The organism is Priestia sp. VA7, assembly GCF_055710015.1.
In genome coordinates, this window is record NZ_JBVQPN010000003.1 from 124,424 (window position 1) to 142,282 (window position 17,859).

General features: G+C 35.7%; 24 protein-coding genes and 1 pseudogene. 19 read left to right on the plus strand and 6 right to left on the minus strand.

What is annotated here, in order from left to right; translation table 11 throughout:
* Window positions 1-29: 29 nt before the first annotated feature.
* The gene (locus AC0C45_RS13080; RefSeq protein ID WP_047931394.1) at window positions 30-512 is read right to left on the minus strand and encodes a DUF2975 domain-containing protein; all 483 of its coding nucleotides are present in this window, start codon (window positions 510-512) and stop codon (window positions 30-32) included.
* Between the two features lie 568 nt (window positions 513-1,080).
* Here AC0C45_RS13080 and AC0C45_RS13085 point away from each other — a divergent pair.
* The 9 genes from AC0C45_RS13085 (at window position 1,081) to AC0C45_RS13125 (ending at window position 7,981) form a co-directional block, all read left to right on the plus strand.
* Entirely contained in the window at window positions 1,081-1,392 is a 312-nt protein-coding gene (locus AC0C45_RS13085) for a hypothetical protein (protein ID WP_016766554.1), read from the plus strand.
* 149 nt (window positions 1,393-1,541) lie between these two features.
* The gene (locus tag AC0C45_RS13090; protein ID WP_051975576.1) at window positions 1,542-2,069 is read left to right on the plus strand and encodes an RNA polymerase sigma factor; all 528 of its coding nucleotides are present in this window, start codon (window positions 1,542-1,544) and stop codon (window positions 2,067-2,069) included.
* The gene (locus AC0C45_RS13095; protein ID WP_472928181.1) at window positions 2,053-3,129 is read left to right on the plus strand and encodes a DUF4030 domain-containing protein; all 1,077 of its coding nucleotides are present in this window, start codon (window positions 2,053-2,055) and stop codon (window positions 3,127-3,129) included. Before AC0C45_RS13090 ends, AC0C45_RS13095 begins: the two co-directional genes overlap by 17 nt.
* A 67-nt stretch (window positions 3,130-3,196) precedes the next feature.
* On the plus strand, window positions 3,197-3,448 hold the full coding sequence (locus tag AC0C45_RS13100) for a hypothetical protein (protein WP_472928182.1): 252 nt from the start codon (window positions 3,197-3,199) through the stop codon (window positions 3,446-3,448).
* Window positions 3,449-3,511: 63 nt separating this feature from the next.
* A complete protein-coding gene (locus AC0C45_RS13105; protein ID WP_034650206.1) occupies window positions 3,512-4,237 on the plus strand; it encodes an ABC transporter ATP-binding protein in 726 nt (241 codons plus the stop codon).
* A complete protein-coding gene (locus AC0C45_RS13110; protein WP_013084151.1) occupies window positions 4,234-5,061 on the plus strand; it encodes an ABC transporter G family protein in 828 nt (275 codons plus the stop codon). Before AC0C45_RS13105 ends, AC0C45_RS13110 begins: the two co-directional genes overlap by 4 nt.
* A 13-nt stretch (window positions 5,062-5,074) precedes the next feature.
* Window positions 5,075-5,845 carry an ABC transporter permease gene (locus AC0C45_RS13115; RefSeq protein WP_051975577.1) on the plus strand — a complete coding sequence of 257 codons (771 nt, stop codon included), beginning with the start codon at window positions 5,075-5,077 and terminating at the stop codon, window positions 5,843-5,845.
* 7 nt (window positions 5,846-5,852) lie between these two features.
* The gene (locus AC0C45_RS13120; protein WP_016766561.1) at window positions 5,853-6,530 is read left to right on the plus strand and encodes a response regulator transcription factor; all 678 of its coding nucleotides are present in this window, start codon (window positions 5,853-5,855) and stop codon (window positions 6,528-6,530) included.
* Complete coding sequence (locus tag AC0C45_RS13125) at window positions 6,518-7,981, plus strand: sensor histidine kinase (RefSeq protein WP_237892646.1); 1,464 nt, start codon at window positions 6,518-6,520, stop codon at window positions 7,979-7,981. Before AC0C45_RS13120 ends, AC0C45_RS13125 begins: the two co-directional genes overlap by 13 nt.
* Window positions 7,982-8,221: 240 nt before the next feature.
* On the opposite strand, the gene AC0C45_RS13130 is transcribed toward AC0C45_RS13125, so the two are convergent.
* The gene (locus tag AC0C45_RS13130) at window positions 8,222-8,863 is read right to left on the minus strand and encodes an alpha/beta fold hydrolase (RefSeq protein ID WP_257061842.1); all 642 of its coding nucleotides are present in this window, start codon (window positions 8,861-8,863) and stop codon (window positions 8,222-8,224) included.
* A 211-nt stretch (window positions 8,864-9,074) separates the two neighbouring features.
* Here AC0C45_RS13130 and AC0C45_RS13135 point away from each other — a divergent pair, with 211 nt between their 5' ends.
* Together AC0C45_RS13135 and AC0C45_RS13140 are read left to right on the plus strand one after the other, a co-directional pair.
* Window positions 9,075-9,797 carry an FxLYD domain-containing protein gene (locus AC0C45_RS13135; RefSeq protein WP_237892644.1) on the plus strand — a complete coding sequence of 241 codons (723 nt, stop codon included), beginning with the start codon at window positions 9,075-9,077 and terminating at the stop codon, window positions 9,795-9,797.
* Window positions 9,798-9,860: 63 nt separating this feature from the next.
* Complete coding sequence (locus AC0C45_RS13140; RefSeq protein ID WP_016766565.1) at window positions 9,861-10,187, plus strand: antibiotic biosynthesis monooxygenase family protein; 327 nt, start codon at window positions 9,861-9,863, stop codon at window positions 10,185-10,187.
* A 454-nt stretch (window positions 10,188-10,641) separates the two neighbouring features.
* Here AC0C45_RS13140 and AC0C45_RS13145 read toward each other — a convergent pair whose 3' ends face one another.
* Entirely contained in the window at window positions 10,642-10,944 is a 303-nt protein-coding gene (locus AC0C45_RS13145; protein WP_280168612.1) for a hypothetical protein, read from the minus strand.
* A gap of 232 nt (window positions 10,945-11,176) precedes the next feature.
* Here AC0C45_RS13145 and AC0C45_RS13150 point away from each other — a divergent pair, with 232 nt between their 5' ends.
* The 3 genes from AC0C45_RS13150 to AC0C45_RS13160 all read left to right on the plus strand — a co-directional run bounded on the left by AC0C45_RS13150 (window position 11,177) and on the right by AC0C45_RS13160 (window position 14,032).
* Complete coding sequence (locus tag AC0C45_RS13150; RefSeq protein ID WP_237892643.1) at window positions 11,177-12,241, plus strand: beta-carotene 15,15'-monooxygenase; 1,065 nt, start codon at window positions 11,177-11,179, stop codon at window positions 12,239-12,241.
* A 140-nt stretch (window positions 12,242-12,381) separates the two neighbouring features.
* Window positions 12,382-13,635, plus strand: a complete 1,254-nt coding sequence (locus AC0C45_RS13155) for an erythromycin esterase family protein (RefSeq protein WP_472928183.1) — start codon at window positions 12,382-12,384, stop codon at window positions 13,633-13,635.
* 31 nt (window positions 13,636-13,666) lie between these two features.
* Window positions 13,667-14,032 (plus strand): cupin domain-containing protein, encoded by a 366-nt coding sequence (locus AC0C45_RS13160; protein ID WP_237892641.1) that lies wholly within the window; start codon window positions 13,667-13,669, stop codon window positions 14,030-14,032.
* A gap of 26 nt (window positions 14,033-14,058) precedes the next feature.
* Here AC0C45_RS13160 and AC0C45_RS13165 read toward each other — a convergent pair whose 3' ends face one another.
* Both AC0C45_RS13165 and AC0C45_RS13170 read right to left on the minus strand, forming a co-directional pair.
* On the minus strand, window positions 14,059-14,832 hold the full coding sequence (locus AC0C45_RS13165; protein WP_472928184.1) for a Cof-type HAD-IIB family hydrolase: 774 nt from the start codon (window positions 14,830-14,832) through the stop codon (window positions 14,059-14,061).
* Between the two features lie 14 nt (window positions 14,833-14,846).
* The gene (locus tag AC0C45_RS13170; protein WP_186326202.1) at window positions 14,847-15,017 is read right to left on the minus strand and encodes a hypothetical protein; all 171 of its coding nucleotides are present in this window, start codon (window positions 15,015-15,017) and stop codon (window positions 14,847-14,849) included.
* 112 nt (window positions 15,018-15,129) lie between these two features.
* Here AC0C45_RS13170 and AC0C45_RS13175 point away from each other — a divergent pair, with 112 nt between their 5' ends.
* Window positions 15,130-15,627: a hypothetical protein gene (locus AC0C45_RS13175; protein WP_257062549.1), complete on the plus strand. Its 498-nt coding sequence runs from the start codon at window positions 15,130-15,132 to the stop codon at window positions 15,625-15,627.
* 62 nt (window positions 15,628-15,689) lie between these two features.
* On the opposite strand, the gene AC0C45_RS13180 is transcribed toward AC0C45_RS13175, so the two are convergent.
* Window positions 15,690-15,890 (minus strand): hypothetical protein, encoded by a 201-nt coding sequence (locus AC0C45_RS13180; RefSeq protein WP_013084139.1) that lies wholly within the window; start codon window positions 15,888-15,890, stop codon window positions 15,690-15,692.
* Window positions 15,891-16,049: 159 nt separating this feature from the next.
* Between AC0C45_RS13180 and AC0C45_RS13185 the strand changes: the two are divergent.
* The 4 genes and pseudogenes from AC0C45_RS13185 to AC0C45_RS13200 all read left to right on the plus strand — a co-directional run bounded on the left by AC0C45_RS13185 (window position 16,050) and on the right by AC0C45_RS13200 (window position 17,857).
* A pseudogene (locus tag AC0C45_RS13185) lies at window positions 16,050-16,456 on the plus strand (DUF1878 family protein).
* Between the two features lie 56 nt (window positions 16,457-16,512).
* The gene (locus AC0C45_RS13190; protein WP_034650228.1) at window positions 16,513-16,770 is read left to right on the plus strand and encodes a hypothetical protein; all 258 of its coding nucleotides are present in this window, start codon (window positions 16,513-16,515) and stop codon (window positions 16,768-16,770) included.
* A gap of 142 nt (window positions 16,771-16,912) precedes the next feature.
* Entirely contained in the window at window positions 16,913-17,446 is a 534-nt protein-coding gene (locus tag AC0C45_RS13195) for a sigma-70 family RNA polymerase sigma factor (protein ID WP_257061849.1), read from the plus strand.
* Between the two features lie 3 nt (window positions 17,447-17,449).
* Entirely contained in the window at window positions 17,450-17,857 is a 408-nt protein-coding gene (locus AC0C45_RS13200; RefSeq protein WP_257061850.1) for a PadR family transcriptional regulator, read from the plus strand.
* Window positions 17,858-17,859: the final 2 nt, after the last annotated feature.

Sequence of the window (17,859 nt, forward strand, 5' to 3'; positions counted from 1 at the left end):
AAAAAACACCTCTCCTATATTTCTAAATGTTAATTGTTTTTTGGCTGTGAATCCATGACATTCTTTATAGGTTTTTGAAACACGTCCACAATGGCTGCGATGATACTTGTTGCCAAGATGCCCATTAGACCTAGAGATATTGGACCTGCTGCATCATCACCTGTGAATTGAGCATGCACCCTTAAATAAACTATTGCTAACAAAATAAAGAAAATGACAGTAAAAGTGCATTTTTTTATTATCTTCAAAGACTGAAGAGATAACTCAGAGAAAGCATTATTCTTTTCGATATAGGTTAAAAGTTTAAAAGTTTGATACAACGCCACAGAAAACGTGATACATATTCCATATGTACATACCAAAAGTGGATATAACGAATAATCACCAGGACGCTCTACAGCATCTCTTCTGGCTGCTTCAGGCAACAAAAATATACATGCGGCAAGCACTGCAATTCCAATCAGAAAAATTATTACCTTTAAGAAAGTGGTAGAACCTCGTTTAACATTCATAAAAACACCTCGCTTATTTAATGATAATAAGAATTTAACATATGATTTATCGTTTTACAATAAAATATTATCGTTTTTTGTTATACTATTATTGTTATTATTGAAATATGCTTTTGATTTTAAGCAAAATAAAAAGCATTTCTCATCACAAAGAAATGCCCTTACTTTAGAAGGTTAAATTTACAACTTGTTCAACAAAACTTCCAAAATCAACAACGAAAGATATCAGAACCTACTTAAAATAAATAATATCTTTAAAACTAACTAAATAATAATTCACGGTTAAATTCAAATAATTATTTCCATATTCGAGAATTTTTATGCGAATTTCTGCTTGAATTTAAGGGGAAATAGCAAATATAGAAGTAATACCAAGCAAATAAAAAACGTGATTCATGTGTCAATACATACTAGAATGCATTATGAAAGTAAGTTTTGCCCCCCAGAAAAGAACCCGTTAATAAAAATCTATGTCCTTTTTTTCTTTCTGATGTTGAGACTTTGTAATTTGTATATTTCAATTTAGTATTATATGGTATTATTTTCTTTAGTTAGGAGGATATTTGAAATGAGTGTTTCAAAAGAAAATAAGCCAATTTTATTAACGGTTATTTTGTTGGTGGCTGCGTTTGTAGTGTTTTTTGCAGATTGGATATTTCCATCAAATTCAATTTTTCCAAACAGAAGCGGAGATTTGACTATTGCACTGTGGCTGTTTTTTGCAATAGACCTTGGTTTTATTGTGGCATTAGTTTTAGGAGTCCGAACGAAGAAGCCGAGCGTTGTGTGGTTTAGCATTATCGCAAACAGCATCTTTATTGTGTTGCTTTCTGGCTTAATGTTTTTATTAGCAATTGCGAATGGGATTTCCGAGCCCTAAGCCTTTGGTTAACTAAAAATTTCATAGATTGTGATAGTAAAAGCTTTCTTAATTAGGAGAGCTTTTTTATTTTTGTAAATAAAAACCACAACTTTTTATTCTAGATTACGTCTAAGTAACGAATATTAGTTAAAAGGATGGTCAGAACATTGGAAAATACGAAAAAAGAAGAGATTGAGCGTTGGTATGACGAACACAGTAACGCCTTATTAAAATTTATTTTGATGCTCGTAAAAGATTATCAGCAAGCTGAAGATTTGACCCATGAAACATTTGTAAAAGCTTATCTTTCCTATGATTTATTTCAGCAAAACGCTAGTGAAAAGACGTGGTTATTTCGTATTGCCCATAATGTAACGATTGATTATTTTCGAAAACAAAAGCCTACTAGTCTTTTAAAAGACTTTCTTCTTTCGAAAAAGGATCATGCTCGTTTACCTCAAGAAATGATTGAGCTTAAAGAAAGTTCTCTAGAACTGTATCAAGCGTTAGGAAAGCTCAAAGATTCACATCGTAAAGTTATTTTACTGCGCAAAGTTCAAGGTTTTTCGGTTAAAGATACAGCGACTATTTTAGGCTGGTCTGAAAGTAAAGTAAAATCAGCGCAGTTCAGGGCAATTCCTGCTTTAAGAAAGCAGTTAGTAAAGGATGGATACGTATATGAAGAAACCGTTTAATTTTTATATAGATGACAATTCGCTAGAAAAATTGAACGAGGAGTTGATTTGGAAACCAACAAGGAAGCAAAAACATAAACAAAGGCTTTTAGAAACAATTGATCAATTAGAATCTTCACCACCAAAGTCTAAAAGAAATTTATTTTCTATAAAACAAAATCATCTGGTAAGAAATATTGTATATTGTGGGATTGCCCTCTTTCTTTTGAGCGGTGCATTCATTAGTTCAGCTTTTGTTTCTCCAGCAATGGCCCAAGTGGCTGCTAAAATCCCTTACGTAGGACAGCTTTTTAAGCAAAAGCCTATAGCCGATGTATTATATCAAGAGCTTGAAAAAAAGGGATATAAAACAGCTAGCGTGGGGCAGACCTATTATGGAGGGAAAAAAGAATTAGTTGTATCAGTAGAAGGGTCGGAGAAGTATTTTAATAAGGTACGAGGAGACATAACTGATATTGCAACCAACATTTTGTCCAAAAGGCAATATGATGCCTATACGTTTAAAATTGAAAGAATGGAGCCGTATGTCTATACGGAACCGAATGCACAAGAGAAAAAAATTGAAAAGATTCAAACTGATCTTTCTACAGAATTAGAGAAGCATCATTATGATTTTTTAATAGCTAACGTTAGTTTTAATTCTCCGCCAAGAGTAGAGCTGGAAATTCCTAATACAGAAAAGAGAGTAGAAGAAATAAAAGCCCTCATTCATGCTGTTCTGGCTGAAAATAAGGCAGAGAATGCTTTAATAAAAATAAAGAAAATAAATCTTAAGAAACGTGATCAAGATAATCGATGGGGAACTATTGTTACGGATATAGGCGAAGACTTATTAGGAAAAAAGAAATATTATGTCAAGATGGTAGGCTATTCTGTTCATCCCGAACCACAATTATTTATCTACACTTCATTAAACGTTTCCGAAGATAATAAGAAATTTGCCGATAAACTTAAAGGGATTATCGATGAATTTCTTGAAACAAAAGAAATGAAGAATAAAGTGAAAGGTGATTCTTACACAGTTGTGATTTACGGGAAAGGGAATAAAAAACTAAACTAAACACAGCACTTAAATATTTCTCTATACATGCTCCTCAATAACAGATATCTTGAAAGGTTGATAGACGATGATGATAGGCGGTCCTTTACTTATTGCACTGCTGCCAGGTGTACTTATACTCGTGTTAACTTGGCTATTCAGAAAAATGAAATGGAACAAAGTCGTTAGAATGGCTCCTTCAATTCTAACCGTTATTACTGCGGCTGTACTTTTTTATATTGGTTATGGAGAAGTAAGAGGCTTTGAAAGTGCGGGCTATTTGTTTTTGCTTTTATTCGCAGTGGTATCCTATATCGTAGCTAAAAAGCCTGTACAATAATTTTTAAAAACTTTATAAATTCTTTATAAATCCCTCCTATACTACGTGTAGGGGGGATTTAATATGAAAAATATCATTTTAGATGTAAAAAGCGTTTCGAAAAAGGTAAGACGCCGTCACTTAGTAAAAGAAGTATCGTTTCGAATTAATGAAGGGGAAATATGTGGACTGTTAGGACCAAACGGAGCTGGTAAAACGACCTTAATTCGTTTATTGACGGGGTTAATTAAACCAACCGCAGGAGAAGTTTTTATTAATGACAAACATATTTTTTCACAAAGAAAAGAAGCGCTGCAAAGCGTTGGCGCAATTGTAGAGTCGCCCATCTTTTTTCCTTATATGACAGGAAAAGAAAACCTGACAAATTTAGCTCGCCTGCATTCATTTCACACAAAACAACAAAGGCAGCAAAGAGTAAAAGAAGTGCTTGATATCGTGGGATTAACCGGCAGAGAAAACGATAAAGTTCGAACGTATTCTCTTGGAATGAAGCAGAGGCTCGGAATTGCTCAAGCGCTCTTAGGTGACCCGGACCTGTTGATACTAGATGAGCCAGCCAACGGCTTAGATCCAATGGGCGTACGTGAACTGCGCGAGCTGCTTTTTACGTTAAAACGCGACTATAACAAAACGATTTTGATTTCTAGTCATTTGCTGGATGAATTACAGCGAGTATGTGATCAAATCGTTGTGATGAGAGAAGGAGAGCTAATATGGGCCGGCGCTCTAGACCAGTTAGCATCCGGTAAAAATCTGGAAGATGCGTTTGTAGAGCTGGTGTCACAATGAAGGAGCTGTTAGTAGCGGAGTGGGAAAGACTTTGGAAAAGAAAAGTGGCGTGGCTGACCTTTCTATTAGTGCCGGTGGTGCTGTTAGCTGCTTCATCTTATCTCCAAAAAGAAAACGGAGCACTCACAGTCGATTTACCACAGTATACGTTTGCGGGAAACTTTCCTGTACTGAGCTTAGCTGAAATGTTATTTACCGTTTTTAATGCCATGTTCTTAGTTTTTATTACGCTCGTTGTTACCGGCGAGTACCGGTCAGGACAGCTGCGAATGGTCATGATACGATCATATTCGTTTAAAGAAATCATCCTAGCAAAAGCCGCAGTGATTCTGCTGTTTAATTTACTGTTTTTTATTACGTATTTTTGTATGAGCTATGTGATAGGCTTTCTGATGTTTGAACATCCGCAAACCTACTTTGTGTTTTATCACAGTCATGCTTTCAACATAAAAGAAGCGCTAGTATATAATCTTTCATTCTATGGATATGCCTATTTAACGACTATTGCGATATGCTGTGTGCTGTTTTTTATCTCTGTTATCAGCAAAACGACCACTACGGCTGTTGGAATCGGTGTTGCTTTTATACTGATCTCGTTTTCGTACCCGACTTTATTAACAGGGTTTAAGCAGTGGATGAGTGAAGAGCTTTTTGGACAGCTGTTTTTTACTTCCGTACCGATGATTCAATGGCAGGGGATCACAGTCATGATGGCAGAAAAACCGCAGTTTGTAGGCTGGAATTTCGGTGTGTTAGGTTTTTATGTTCTGTTTTTTAGCGGTTTAACGTATGTAGCTATTCGAAAAAAAGAATCATTTCTATAAAAGGAGAAAAGACATGATGACAGGACTTTTTATCAGTGAATTAGAGCGAACGTTTAAACGAAAGAAAACAGCGGCTGTATTAGCCGTGTACGCAGGGTTACTTGCTTTTATTTGGTTCTTTTTTCAAAGGGGAGGCATTTCGTTTTTTGATGCAGACCACGACGTGAAAATTGATTCTTTAAATTCAGCACCGCTGCTTCTTCGAGACCTATCCTTTGCGATTACGTTTATTGTCATTCCTATGTTTGTGGCAGATAGCTTCAACGGTGAGTACACGTCGGGAGCGCTGCGCATGGTACTAATTCGGCCGCACCATCGTGTGAAGCTATTTTTTGTAAAGTGGGCGGTTCAATGTTTACTAGTTTTTATTATTCTTTGTATTACGTGGTTAGTGGGTACATGCCTTGGAAGAATGGTTATGCCTCATGTAAATGAAACAACGTTTTTAGGAGGACAGACTTTAGGGACTGTTGGAGCGTTACTATATTCGCTGAAATTTTACGGCATTTGTTTTTGCATCTTTATAGCGGTTATTAGTATCGGGAGTATCCTGAGTGTTCTTATGCCTAATTCCATTTTATCTTACGTCGCAACTATTGGTGCTTTAATTGGAAGTGTGTATGTGTCAGATAAACTAAGCTTCTTTTTCTCCGTAACCGATTCTGTTTTTCATGAATTAAGCAGGCCAAACTCTGAATTTTTAGTAAACCTATTATTTCCAATTTTACTCATTAGCCTTATAATAAACCTATTCGTATGGAAAAAGAAAGAATGGGTAGGGTGAGCTGGAGATGAATCAAACAATTTTACTAGTGGATGATGAAAAAGACATTATTTCATTTATGAAAGATGCGCTGCAAGATGAAGGGTATGAGGTGCTGTTCGCCTACGAAGGGCAAGAAGCGTTAAAAAAGTTAAAAATAAATCCAGATTTAATTGTGCTGGATGTGATGATGCCAGGCATGGACGGCTTTGCACTTTGTGAACTAATCCGAAAAAGCATATCATGCCCCATCATCTTTTTAAGCGCAAAGCAAACGGAGCAGGACAGAGTAAGAGGACTATTGGTCGGTGGAGATGATTATTTAGTTAAACCTTTTAGCATGAAAGAACTAAAAGCCCGTATTTATGCCCATCTGCGCCGTGAGCAGAGAATTAGCAGCAATTCCTATAGCAGGCTTCATTTTGGAGAGTTAACCATTGATTTAAATGGCTATCAAATTTTACATAACAATGAAGTAATTCCGTTTACTTCGAGAGAATTTGAGATCATTCATTTTCTCGCTCTTCATCCAGGTCAGGTGTTTACACGCGAGCAGCTGTATGAAAAAGTGTGGGGCTACGACGCGGAAGGAGATTCATCTACGATTACAGAACACGTGAAAAAAATTAGAGCAAAACTATTAAAATGTGACGAAACACCTTATATCTCGACCGTTTGGGGCATTGGCTACAAATGGGTAAAATAAAAAAATGGATGAACCGGGCAACGTTAAAAGCGCAGTTTGTTTTATCTTTTCATGTGATTTTGCTGTATAGCCTGCTTGCTACGCTTTTAACGTGGGGAATTGTCATCTCAGTGAACTGGTTTTTTATGCCCGGAGCACTGAATCCAGCAAATTATTATGAAAAACAAATTCCCGATATTCTTCAGTTCGTTAAGAAAAAAGAAGACGCGCTCCTTTCTAAAGATGCTAAAAACCAAGTAGAATCGGTTATTCCGCTAGAAGGCATGGATTATCAAATTATGAATAGAGAAGGACAAATCGTGTATGGCTCCATGTCCACTTCATATATCAAGAGCAAACGCGATTTTTATTCTCAGGTTAATACAAATATCCATTCAGGTAAATATATTATAAAAGTCTATCCGCTTTTTGATTCAAAAGACGAAGTAAACGGGGCCATTGCGTTAAGATATCAATTAAACATGGCTTCGGCTAACCCAAATATTAAATGGATCGTTGCGCTTGTAGCGTTTTTATCTCTAGCCAGTCCGTTTCTTTATTTTTATTTGTTTGCTTATTTATTTGGAAGACGATTTAGCAAAAAAATTGAACGACCTTTTAACGAGCTGATGACAGCCGCAAAGAATATTCAACATAATAATTTGGATTTTTCGCTGTCCGTGACTCAAGACGCCAAAGAATTAAGTCAGCTGCTGCACGCCTTTGAAGAAATGCGAAAAGAATTAAAGCAATCGCTAGCTAAACAGTGGCAGCTAGAAGAAGACCGTAAGGATATGACGGCTGCGATTGCGCATGATTTACGAACGCCTCTTACAATCATTCACGGTCACACCGAAATTTTAGTAGAAGGAAGCAAAAAGGACGCGGAGAGGCTTAATCGATATTTACATACGATCTACACAAATACACAGCGTTCGATTCAACTATTAAATCAGCTGCAAGAAGTATCTGTCATAGAAAACCCGGGCTTTACCGTAAAACAGGAACCTATTGATATCTACACATTTGTTCATGAGAAAGCGGACGAGTTTCAGCTTTTATGTCAAAAAAAAGAGATTACCTTTTTATCTTCAATTAGTGAAGCAGACGGACCAAATCAATTTTACGGAGATCCTCAGCGCATTTCTCAAGTATTAGATAATGTCATCACAAACTGTATTCGGTACACGCCTGAACGAGGGGAGATAGCTTGGAATACCGTCATTCATCATAGCGAAGTAATCTTTGAAATACATGATACGGGTCCTGGGTTTACACTATCCAACAAAGAACAGCTGTTTAAAAAGTTTTACAGAGAAGATGCGTCGAGAACAAGCGGGCACGGGAATTTGGGGCTAGGTCTTTATATTGCTCATTCCATTGTGAAAAACCACGGAGGAAGCATCACGGCCGATAATAAGGAGACGGGAGGATCATTGTTTAAGATTGTTCTTCCGATGGGAAAGAAGTAAACGCGTAAAAAAAGAACTCTCAAAAAAGAGAGTTCCAAAAAGGGTAAGTAAGAAAGAAATGTACATGTTCCTTTAGGGGGACTGCATCTGTACAGTAAAATTTATACCCCGTATACCTCCATTAAAAAGTTGAAAAATAATCCAATAATAGAAATTAATAGTTGACGATATGTTTTATAATTTATAAAAAAGACTGCAAAGCAGCTGGCTGTATACCGTGCTTTGCAGTCTTTTTCTAGTTTATTTGCTTAAGAAGTCTCTCATAAATTCATTTACCTTTTGGGGCTGCTCATGCTGAGGCGCATGTCCTACACCGTCTAAGCGATGAATCGTTACGTTTGGAACGTACTCTTCAATACCATCTAAATTACTGTTTTCAAACGCTTCGTCCGCATTTCCCCATACAATTAAAGTCGGAGACTGAAATACTTTATGCGGCAGTGCTACGGGTTTACGAACGCGCTCTTCAAATGGGTAAAGGGAAGACGCACGATAGTAGTTAAGCATTGATTTCATTGCATTTGGCTGATTCCACGCCTCTACATATTTAGCTTCTTCTTCTTTAGTTAAATAGCCTTTTTTAATGCCGGGCTCCGTCAGCATATTTCTTAGCTTTTCGCTATTATTTGCGAGTAGCTCATCTTGAGAATTCGACTGTTGGAAAAAGCTCATATAGCTGCTTGCTTCTCGTTGAGCAGGATTTTCAGCAAGCTCTCTTATAAATGTGTAAGGGTGCGGTGCATCAAACATCACTAACTTTTTGAGATACTGCGGGTATGTATAAGCAAATGCTTCAATTAACTGTTTTACATCTTCCATTAAGTGAGGCATGCTGTAAGAAGAAATTTCTTCCGGCTTATCTGATAAGTTATAGCCTCGCATATCTGCAGCTACCACGCGGTAATCTTTCGAAAACTCTTCTAACTCTATTTGTTTATTACTTATATATAAAGAACTATATCACATAAATGGAATATTTATCTTATTATAATTTTAGCATATTCTAATTAGGTGTGAAATTCCCTTTAGATAAATCCAAAAAAGTATTATAATGGAATTTGTGAAAAAAATAGTATTAAACGGAGGAATCATCATGAAAGTAAGACTGCTGCTAGGAATACTCTTAGCATTCTTGTTCATTCTGGCTGGATGCAACAAGGAAACGGACACTGCCCAGCATAAGAAAGAGAAAACAAAGGATGAAAAAATAAAAATAGTAGAAGAAAAAAGTTATACACTTGCAGATTCGATCACTCATAATAACGTACTGAGCTATTCTGCGGTTATAAAAAATGAAAGTGACCAAACGCTTAATGTAAACGATACAACAATAAAATATGTAAACAAAACTGGAAAAGTCCTTGATCCGCATATTATTCCAAGTGACCCCGACGTTCATCTTGCTCCCTATGTACTAAAGCCGGGCGAGGAAGGGTACATTTCAGCGGAAGGAATTATTAATAAAGAACCAGATACATATAATGTAAAGGTCAAGATTAATCCGATAAAACCTGCAAGTAATGTACAGAGCTTGAAAATTAAAGGCGACGCAATGAGTCAGGAAAAAGAGAATCACATCTTACATATCAAAGGAACAGCTACAAACAATACCAAAGAATCTATTGAATATATTCTGGTTGGTGGAGCCTTATATGGAAAACAAAATGAGTTTATAGGAACTACATTTCAATCGGAAGAAGCGCAGCTGACTCCTGGAAAATCCATTTCTTTTGACGCTGCTTCATCGCAAATCCCTGATAAAGAACTAGCAAAAGTGAAAAAATATAAAGTAGTAGCTTCTACGTATCAAGAGTAAAAGAGTCTTCACATTAGACTTTTTTTGTGATTAATTAGACTTTATTTAAAGGAGGAAATCAATATGCCTGGAATTGTTAAAACCCCTGATCCTCCTTATTATGCTGTCATTTTCGCTTCTGAAAGAACAGAAGGAGAGAAGGGTTACGGGATAATGGCAGATAAAATGGTGGAGCTTGCATCTAAACAAAAAGGCTTTTTAGGAATAGAAAGTGCTAGAGATCAAGATTTAGGTATTACCGTTTCCTACTGGGATTCCTTAGAATCAATAAGAATGTGGAAAGAAAACTCAGCCCACCGCGCAGCGCAGCACAAAGGAAAAAAAGAATGGTATCAAACGTTTTCGCTTAGAGTGTGCAAAGTGGAAAGGCATAGCTTTTTTGAGATGTAGGGCGTATATGGTTGATTGTTTAAAAAAGGGGAGAAGCCTTTATATTTTTAGCTACTGTAGGATTTATAGCCGTTTTTATCACTTTATGTTCATTAGAGGCAAAGCTAGGAAGATCCTTAAACAAAATGATAGAATCATTGAATCACTTGAGAAACAGAATAGAAAGTAAGCAAACCCTAATGAGCTCAACGTTTATGATATCATCTCCTGACTTTAATTACGGGAGATGTTTTATTTTCAGTTTAATATCAAAACAAAAGTTTAGGCATGCACAAAAAAACCTCAGTAGGAGGTCTAGTTATTCCTTGTTAATAAAACACTTATAACAAGCTCATCTACTGTCGGATGTCATCTAGAGGCTGTATTAAAAGCTAATTATAAAGTAAGGCTATATTTATCGTTTCATCAGGAAAGATGAGCTGAACTTCTTTATTTCTTACTTGTGATCTTTCATTTAATCACCGTATTTTTTTCTGTAGGTGAGAAACGTTATCAAATATACAACTGAAATCATCGTTAGAAATATTAGCGGCGAAATGCCAATGCCATCATAAGAATTTTTTCCTTGAAAAGTCCGATAAATGGACTCTATAACTTCTAAAATCAGCATACCTATAACTACCACAAATGCGTATGATTGAGCCTTCGTGCTGATAAACTTCTTTCTTTCATCACCTTTTCGAGAAGATGATGTAAAAAAAATCAAAAGTCCGCAAACTAACAGGATGAATGAATACACAATTTTAACCCAATCCATTCTTACTCCTCCTTATAATAAATGTAAAAAGTATTTTACATTTATTATTTTATCATCAGTTCCATAAATGTCAAACTCTTTTTACATTGTAAATTATTTGTATAAAAGAATTGGTGAAAAAAATGATTTTATAACATAATGTCACGCTACAAAGTGACTTAAATCAACTCCACTGGTAAAATGGAAGTAACAGGAATTCACGTGTTTCACTAACTAAAGTGAGGTGGGTTGTTTGGTTCTTCATAAAAAAACAGTTTCTTTTGTTGCTCTTTTTTTACTGCTGTTAGTCATAAGTTCAAATTACGTGTTGTACCACTCTTCTTTTGGTCTTCAGTCGCTGCCTGCTGATCTCAACGGAGTAGTAGTAGGTTCTATTTTAGACTTAAGTCTTGTGGCTCCGCTCTTATTTCTAGCCTGGCAGCGTAAGTTCAGTTTAAAGCACTTTATTGTGTTAATGGCTATAGGCCTTATTGCTGCGCGTTTTATCATTCCAAGTGAATACTTGGCTTCTTTTCAGACGGTTATGTGGCTCGGTGTTGGAATAGAAGGAGTACTCATTTTATTTGAACTTTCGCTGCTGTTTATGCTAGTTAAAAACGTACCGCCTATTTTGAGAAGGATCAAATCAAGCTCTTTACCGCTTTTATTTTCTTTTTCGCGGGCTGTAAACGAAAAGTTCCCCAAACAAACGTTTCTACACATCCTTTGTTCAGAAATGCTGATGTTTTACTATGCATTTGGAACGTGGAAGAAGCAGCCCAGTAATGAAGGGAATACGTTTACTCTGTATAAACGCTCAAGTTTTATTACGTTTCAAATTATGATTATTCATGCGATTGTTATTGAAACATTAGGCCTTCACTGGCTGCTGCACAATACGTCTATCATTCTTTCAATCGTTTTACTGATTCTTAATATTTATAGCATTGTTTTCTTTTTAGGAGATATTCAAGCATTAAGGCTTAACCCTTTGCGAGTGGACGATGATTGTCTATACGTTTCTTTTGGCTTAGCCAAGCGTATGAAAATCAGATTTCAAGATATTGAAGAAATAATTGAAGATACTCACATCCTCGAACAAAAAATACCTAGCACCACGATTGAATTTATCGCACGCGATTTTGAAACCGTGCATCCTGATCTTTTACTAACACTAAAATCTCCAATCGAAGCAACGCTTTTTATGGGAATCAAAAAGAAATACAAGCAGGTTGCCATTCGCGTGGATGATTCTCACGCGTTTAAAAAAATAGTCAAAGAGCGTTTGGAGAAAGCTCAGCGGGATGAGTTGATCTAGAACTTTAGAAAAACAAGATCTTATAGGAGTATCTATAAGGTCTTTTTGCTGTTGATCAGCTATTGGACATAAATAGTGAAGTGTTAGCTGTATTTTAGTAAAATGGAAGTAATAGGTAACTTGGTGAAGGAGGATAGAATATGGGGATTTTTTCAAAAGGAAAAGAGAGGTATTTAAACTCTGTGGAGTGGCTATCTAAAAACTCAATCCATTTAAGCGAACCGGCTGAATGTACGCCTCAAGAGTTTGAATTTCTCCGTCATATCGTAAAAGATAAGAGAATTGTGTGGTTAGGGGAAAATGGTCACAACATAAGAGAACATAATATGATGAAGTCAAAAATAATAGAATTTCTACATAAAGAAATGAATTTTACCGTACTGGCATTTGAAAGCGGATTAGCTGAATGCTACAGCGCTAATGAGTTAAAAGAAGAGTTTACAGATGAAGACTTTTTAAAAAACGCCATTTATTCTTTATGGGCAACAAAAGAAAATCTATCTTTGTTTCAGCTAATGAAAAAATCAGATTTAAGTTTAATAGGAATAGATATTAATCCTTCTTCTAATCGTGATCTTTTCGTGAAATTCGTTCAGCAGCTGAGTCCCGTAGTGTCTGAAGACATGATAGAAAAGATAGAATACATTGAAGCAGGCGTGTATAAATGGTATTACCAACTAGGGCAATATAAATCGAGAAGAAAAAAAGTTCCAGCAGAAATGCTACGTGAGTTTGCAGAGTTTAAAGAAAAAGCAAGCGTAGTAATAGGAGATTTAGAAGCTTATCTACTTGAAGAATACGTTTTGCATCTTGAAAATCAAGAGCTTGTATGTAAAGTTAAAATAATTATTCGATGCCTGCAAAACCGTTTGTATTTTATCAATCATATTCACCATAATCACCGGATGTATAAAAAACTAAGAGAAAAACGAATGAAGGGAAATTTAGAATGGATTTGTCAAGAGCTGTACCCTAATGAAAAGATTATTATCTGGGCACATAACCTTCATATTTTCAAACAATATAAAACGTTTACAGGCTTTGAACCTCTAGGAGCGATTGTCTCTAATGAAATAAAAAAACAGTCTTATTACTTAGGCTTATTTATGTATGAAGGTGAAATACATACGGATACAGGGCAGCCATATAAAATAGAGAAGCCGCCTAAAAAAAGTCTAGAGGACTATATGCATCAAGTGCAGTCACCAGCTTTATTTACTGATTTCTCACAGCTTGAAAAAAAATCAGACAACAAATGGATATTTACTAAAACGATCTTTTTAGAAAGTGGTACTATGCCAACTTTATTTGTACCGCGTGACCAGCTAGACGGTGCTTTATTTGTTGAGTCTGTGTCTCCGCCTGAGTATCTTAAACGCAGTAAAAATAAATAAGAAAACGTGATGGACAAAGAGGGTATGTATATTGAAAATCTACAAATTCAGTAAAGAACATAGCAAAAAAGTAGAAAAATATCAGTCGCGTTTAGCCACTTACGTAAAAATGGCACGAACAAATGAAGCAGCTACGATCGGTTATATGTATATAGAAGGAGAAGGAACGATAGGGCATCATCAAGCTCCTATCTCTCAGCTATTTATCGTAGTCGAAGGTGAGGGATGGGTAACAGGAGAGAATCAAAAACGAATATCCATTAAACGTGGAGAAGCAGTACTGTGGGAAAAAGGAGAGTGGCATACATCGGGAAGTGAAACCGGCATGACGGCCATTGTCATTCAATCAGAGGAGCTACATCCTGAAACATTTATGGAAAGAAAAAAGCACGCTTAGATAAGTTATCTAGGCGTGCCACTTTTCTATAGGACTTCAAAATTTTTAAGGGCAAACTCAATCCCGTCTTCACCCGATTTCTTCGTGACAAAATCTGCGGCGTTTTTTAACTTATCAGATCGGTTCCCCATCGCAATTCCAAGGCCGGCTAATTCTATCATATCGATGTCATTTTCTCCGTCTCCGAATGCGATAGCCTCAGATTGATCGATGTTAAAATAGTCTAAGACCTTCAGGATAGCTACCGATTTTGTAATTTCTTCTTGAAGAACACTTACGACAAAAGGGTGCCATCTTTTAAACATTAACTGGGGAAATCGTTGTTTATACTGATCAGCCGTTTTATCATCAGCGTATAAGCACATTAAATAAATGTCTTCATCATAAATACGCTCATTCATTTGAGGATAATCACTGAGAGATAGCGTTTCCTTCAGTGCTTTTAAAATATTGTCATCTTTGACACCGTTCGTGCTGAGCTCTTTTGTATAAAATGAAAGACCGTGATTTTGCCAGGCTGCGTATTCAAAGACTTCGCGCGCAACGTGCTTATCCATGGACAGCTTATGAATGACTTCTTCATTATGTACAGTATACGCGCCGTTTGCGGTAATGAACGTATCTATACCTAATTCTCTAATTTCTTCACAGAGAGATAAAGGCCTGCCTGTTGCGGCAACAACTTTTATTCCTTTATCTTTTAAGCTTTTTACAATCTCTCGAGTTTTAGCGGAGATAGTCCCGTTTTCGTGGTGCGTAAGGGTTCCGTCCACGTCAAAAAATACAATTTTATAGCTCATAGTATTCTCCTTGCTTAAACAGCTCGATCTTTTTTTACATTTATAAATAATAATGCACAAATTAAAATAGCAGCTGCATATAAAAATGCAGAAACAACCGGTTTATGTAAAAAAGCAGTATGATTATATGAAGAGTCATACAAATAAAGAGCGGCTAAAAATAAAAAAGGCAGTAGTTTCTTCATGTTGTCACCTCCTGGTTTTATTATACATATTTTTCTTGTATTTGTATGTAATCTTAATAAGAGTGATAGAATAATAGTATTTTATAAGCAAAGAGAAAGCGAAGTGACGAATATGACCGTACATCACTATATAGGATCTCCCTATGAATTGCCTACAGGAAGTTTTGGCACTAAAGAAACGCTGGTGCCTTTACCCGAAGTTTCTCTTTTTAATCGAAATCAAAAGAAAGATCAGCTGATTACAATCTATGAAAAAGAAGAAGATGCGTACGGTATTAGTATCAATTACTTAAATGACGGGTACAGTGACATAGAGCACGCATTCACCTTGCCCTATATCTACGAATTATCTTGTGATGTACATTCTAAATCAATAAGAGAGTTGTTTACTTATATTGAGGAATACCTGATAGAGGGGTGTCACATTGAATTATATTCTTGCTTAGATGGTGAAGAAGCCAAAGAGAAAGATCTCAATTTAAATATAAGTATTAACTTAAAAACGCTTTATTTTGGAAAGTATTATAAATTAGACAAAAAGAAGTACATCTATGAGTTAGGGGAAATGTTTACATTTGAAGATAAACAATTTGTAGCGGTGGTGAAATGAGTGGGTTAGCCTGTAGCTTTTGGGTAAGAGTTATAGGCTAACCAGTTTAAGCAGAATGATATTTATAAAAAAAGCTTAATATACGGAAGACTTAAAGCAAAATAAATAACAAACGACATAAGCAAATAACAGCCAATAACACTTCGTTTAACGGGTTTAGAAGCTTTTTTTAGCCAGCCCCAGTGTTTGTCATCATAGTCAAAAATAAAGTAGTCCAAGATAACCGATAAAGTGATAATGGCAGTAATCATTAATAGACCCATATGTATCCTCGCTTTCAGTTTATAAAGTAATTTCCTATTTATAACAATATACCTTGTTATCCAATTAATTACAAATAGATAAAAGTATTATGAATGGTTTATTGTAACTACCGTATTATAGTAAAATTTACAGAGTATATTAAGAAAGATGTGAAGAAGTTGGACGTAGTAAAAGAAGTAAAGCTATTAAAATATCAAATGAGTCTGATGAAACATATGATTAACGCAGAGGAACACCTTTTTTTATGTTCACGATTGATCATGAATTTGAAGAAAATCAAGTCAATGCATTCTTAAAAATACTAGGTGTGTTTAGCTACCGAATAAAAGGTGAAGAAATTTTCGAATGGTATCAAAATGATCAGCTGTTCTCTCAATTTAACCTTTCGTTAGATAAACTATATGCGTCAGAACCACCTACGCTAGAAGAATTAAAAATGTATGTGACTAAAATTTTTTATCAGGAATTTGAACTAGAATATTTATTGTGCAGTTTGAAGAAGCAGTTTATTCAAACCGAAGTTTGTGATTTTTTCTTGAAGCGTTTAAAAACAGATTTGAAATAAATGATTTAAGAGGGTTTTAAATATGTAGAGTTTAAAGGGAAGGAAGTTTAATTGAAGTGGCACGAATTATCAACTTTTGGTCATTTATGTGTGCGTTACTGTGCGTTGTGTTCTTTTTCATCGCTTTTAATCACCCAGCGTTATTTAATATAAATTTTTGTTTAGCAATGATTCTATTTTTCGTCGGCATTATAGGGTTCTTTGGAATAAACAATTGGGCATCGGCTCTAAGAAGTATTCTAACGGTGGTAATTAGTGCTGGATTAATTCTAGTGACAGGATTTATTATCTTCATCGGCAATCTTTTTTCATAGCAGATACATAAGAGGTACAGCGAAAGGTTCTCGTGTAGAGAATCTTTTTTTATGTACACGCAATTATCTAGAAAATAAAAATGAAAATATAAAAACCTTTTGACAACAAGCTTCGTCTAAGAACAAGAAAGGAGAGGCAGAAGTGAAAGAACTGACCGTAGAATGGATACACGTACAAGACAAAGAATTAGTTATAGATGAAATCATGGATCGATATGGACAAGAAATTTTGCAGCTTGCTTACTCGTATGTAAACAGCGTAGCAGTTGCGGAGGATTTGACGCAGGAGATTTTTATTAAATGCTACAAAAATCTTTACAAGTACAGCGGTAGATCCAAGTTTCGGACGTGGTTATGGCAAATCGCAATTAACCACTGTAAAGACTTTCTGAAAAGCTGGTACAACAAAAATATCATACCGGCGACAGACTATTTTCCAAATCATATAAGTGAAAAAGAAAACATAGAGGAAGCTGTTATTCAAAACGAAGAAGACCACGAGCTGATGTCAACTATTATGAAGCTGCCGACTAAATATAAAGAAGTGATTTACCTCTTTTATTATGAAGAATTATTGATTAAAGACATTGCGTTAGTAACCAAAACCGGAACAAATACAGTAAAAACGAGACTGAGGCGGGCCAAATCACTTTTAAAAGAAATGCTGGAGGAATGAGTCATGGATAAACGTCTTAAAAATCTTAGAAAAACAATGGATCGTGAAGTGTTTGCTCATCTGAAATTTACAGAAAACCATAAGAAAAGTATTCGAGAAAAAATAAAGCAAGAGACTCATAGTGATGAAGAAATTTTGATTGCTATGATGCAGCTGCTCGTGCAGGAGAAAACAGGCTATCAGTTAGTCAGCTTACTGCAAAGCCGAGGAATTTTAAACTTTAAAGAAAACGAAGGTTCTTTATATGTCATCCTGCATCGACTAGAGCTAAAAGGTATATTGACGAGCAGTTGGCAAGAAGACGGAGCTAAGTTTTATCAATTAAATCAAAAGGGCCGCAGGCTACTTAAAAAAGTGGAAGAGCAGCCGTTATCTAATCATATGAGTTTTAAAGAAATATTAGAGGGGTGAAG